Genomic DNA, 2597 nt, shown 5'->3' with positions numbered 1-2597 from the left:
ATAATCAGCCATTGAATGGTAGTGCGGATCGGTCATGCCGATTTCCTCACCCATATAGATATACGGGGTGCCACGACTGAGGTGAATCGCCGCAGCAAGCATTTCGGCACTTTTAATCCGATACTTGTCAACGTTGCCAAAACGATTGAGTGCCCGCGGCTGATCGTGGTTATTCCAGAACAGCGCCTGCCAGCCGCCGCCTTGATCTAACTGTTGACCCCAAGTGTGCAAAATGTCCCGCAACGCATTGAAATTATACGGTTCTTTCGTCCACTTTTCACCGTTCTTATAATCCGTCTTCAAATGGTGAAATTGAAAGACCATGGATAATTCATGATTTTCCGGTTTCGTGTAGGCGATTGAGTTCTGAACAGTTGTGGAACTCATTTCGCCCACCGTGACACTGTTTTGATCCTGGCCGAAGCTATTAGCCGCCAGTTCCTTCAGATAGTCCTGAACAATCGGCGTATCCGTGTACAGCGTTTTGCTGGCAACCTCTGGCGGTGCATCGACCAGTTTTTCTGCCTTGCCAATCACATTCAACACATCGAACCGAAATCCGTGGACACCCTTGGCACGCCAAAAGTTAATAATCGCTGCGGCTTCTTGCCGAACTGCTGGATTGTGCCAATCCAAATCAGCTTGGCGGCGTTCATATAAATGCAGATAATAATTGCCGGTGTCGCCAAACGGCGCCCACGCTGGTCCGCCGAATTTGCTTTCCCAGTTAGTCGGCAAGCTGCCATCCGGCTTTGGCGGGCGAATATAATAATAGGCTTGATAATGCTTGTCGCCAGCCAACGCCTTCTGGAACCATTCATGTTCCGTGCTGGTATGATTCAACACCATGTCCAACATGATATCGATCCCAGCTTCTTTGAGTTTCTTAGCCAATTCGTCAAAATCCGCCATCGTGCCGAAACGCGGATCAATATTGCGATAATCGGCAACATCATAGCCGTTATCGTATTGCGGTGACACGAAAAATGGATTGAACCAGATCATGTCGACATGCAATGACTTAAGATAATCAATCTTTTCAATAATGCCACGCAAGTCACCGACCCCGTCGCCATTGCTGTCATAAAATGACTTGGGATACAGCTGATAAATGACTTTTTTATGAAATCCCATCGCGCACCTCCTTAATCTCAACCATTAATTGCAGGCTGAGTTTGCTACCATTCACGGCCGCATCCGCCGAGCAAAATCATGAAACTTAAACCGATCCGCTCGGTGCCGCGACTCCGTGTACTGAAACTTTGTTGTATCGACCAGACTGCTGCAACTGCGAACTACGACGACCACTGCGGCCTGGGGCAACTTCAGGTAACGCCGTTCTTCTTCGGTAGCTGTTTCCACCGTGATTTCCTTGGTCGCATAGGCAATGGTCAACCCCACCCGACATTCAAGATAGGCATACAACGAATCTTTGGCTGCCGACTCCGGAATCGGCGGCACCACCTTAGGATCAAGGTAATCGATATCGATGATGTCCGGCTCACCTTTCAAATACCGCACCCGCTTCAAAAACCGCATCTGCTTCGTCGTGACGTGCGGATCCACATCCTTAAACGACTTGGCTGGTAATGTTGCAAAATGATTGGCCAAAATGACGGTTCGCGTCTGTAAGTGAAATTGTTTGGCCAGTTCGGCATAACTCACAACTCCTGAAACGGGGAAAACGTATTCCTGCCGATTAATCACCGTTGAACCTTTACCTTTTTGCGACTGGATAAACCCGTCGTCTTTGAGCAGCTGCAATGCTTTTCGTACCGTGTCGCGCGATGCCCGGTACATTTCCTGCAACGTCCGTTCACTTGGTAGTAACGATCCCGTTACATAAATCTCTGCTTCGATCTTGTCCTTCAGATCCTGATAAATGACATCGTACTTACGCATTTCTTCCCCCTCCAGAAAGCGATTTCACTTACAGAACTTATTTTACCTGTACGTACAGGTTTGTCAACAAAAGACGTTTGGATTTGGCCAATAATATGTGGCATAAACTAAAAATGTTGTCATATCAGCATTTTGGGACATAAGAAAACCTCAGGGAAACCCGCCCTGAGGTCTTTATAGTTAGTGGCCACTGCCACTTACTTGTCTTCGAGTCTAAATTCATAGCCAAGTTCGTTTCGGTAATACACCGGTGACATGGCACCACCACAATCTTCACACACAAATTGAGGCGGTTGATCAGGACTATACGCTAAGTCACTTCCATCAAGCATGATCACAATCTCTCGTGGTATTTCCTCATGCTTGTGGCATTTCTGACAGATAAATTCGACGTTGTCGTTTCCAACTGAAGCGGCATCGGTCATATGCTGCTGCTTCTGCTTGCTTGTATTTGGTTTGATAGGCTTCTTTCGCAATGTTTTGATTTATCTCCAACATGGGATCTGGTGCAAACAGTCTGAGAGATGACCATCTAACCAGCTATTGATCCTATGTTGAAGGTTATGCAGCTAACAATGCTTCTAACTCGTCCACGACTGAGAACCCGATGAGACTTAACTCTCGTCGGGTTCTTTTGCGTATTGCGTGAACAATTTCCACACCGCTCAACGTTGCACTAGCGGTTCGAATGCTTT

Annotated in this window: 3 protein-coding genes and 2 pseudogenes; all 5 read right to left on the bottom strand. The window is 47.2% G+C overall.

Going from position 1 to position 2597, the window contains the following annotated elements:
- Positions 1–1134, bottom strand: a 1134-nt coding sequence (locus tag GSO_RS13975; RefSeq protein ID WP_010493361.1) for an alpha-amylase family glycosyl hydrolase, incomplete at its 3' end; no start/stop codon positions are given.
- Positions 1135–1185: 51 nt separating this feature from the next.
- Positions 1186–1902 (bottom strand): trehalose operon repressor, encoded by a 717-nt coding sequence (treR, locus tag GSO_RS13970; protein ID WP_010493359.1) that lies wholly within the window; start codon positions 1900–1902, stop codon positions 1186–1188.
- Between the two features lie 197 nt (positions 1903–2099).
- Complete coding sequence (locus tag GSO_RS18015; protein ID WP_032962002.1) at positions 2100–2327, bottom strand: hypothetical protein; 228 nt, start codon at positions 2325–2327, stop codon at positions 2100–2102.
- Positions 2260–2400: pseudogene (locus tag GSO_RS18710) on the bottom strand (IS91 family transposase); the annotation flags it as partial. The pseudogene GSO_RS18710 and the gene GSO_RS18015, both read right to left, overlap by 68 nt.
- 63 nt (positions 2401–2463) lie before the next feature.
- Positions 2464–2597 (bottom strand): annotated as a pseudogene (locus GSO_RS17250) (IS6 family transposase); the annotation flags it as partial.

Origin of the sequence: Lacticaseibacillus zeae DSM 20178 = KCTC 3804 (genome assembly GCF_000260435.1) — a bacterium.
In the GTDB taxonomy this organism is placed as follows: Bacteria; Bacillota; Bacilli; order Lactobacillales; family Lactobacillaceae; genus Lacticaseibacillus; species Lacticaseibacillus zeae.
The sequence above is the reverse complement of the archived record's forward strand: the minus strand, read 5'-3'. Positions and strand labels throughout refer to the sequence as shown.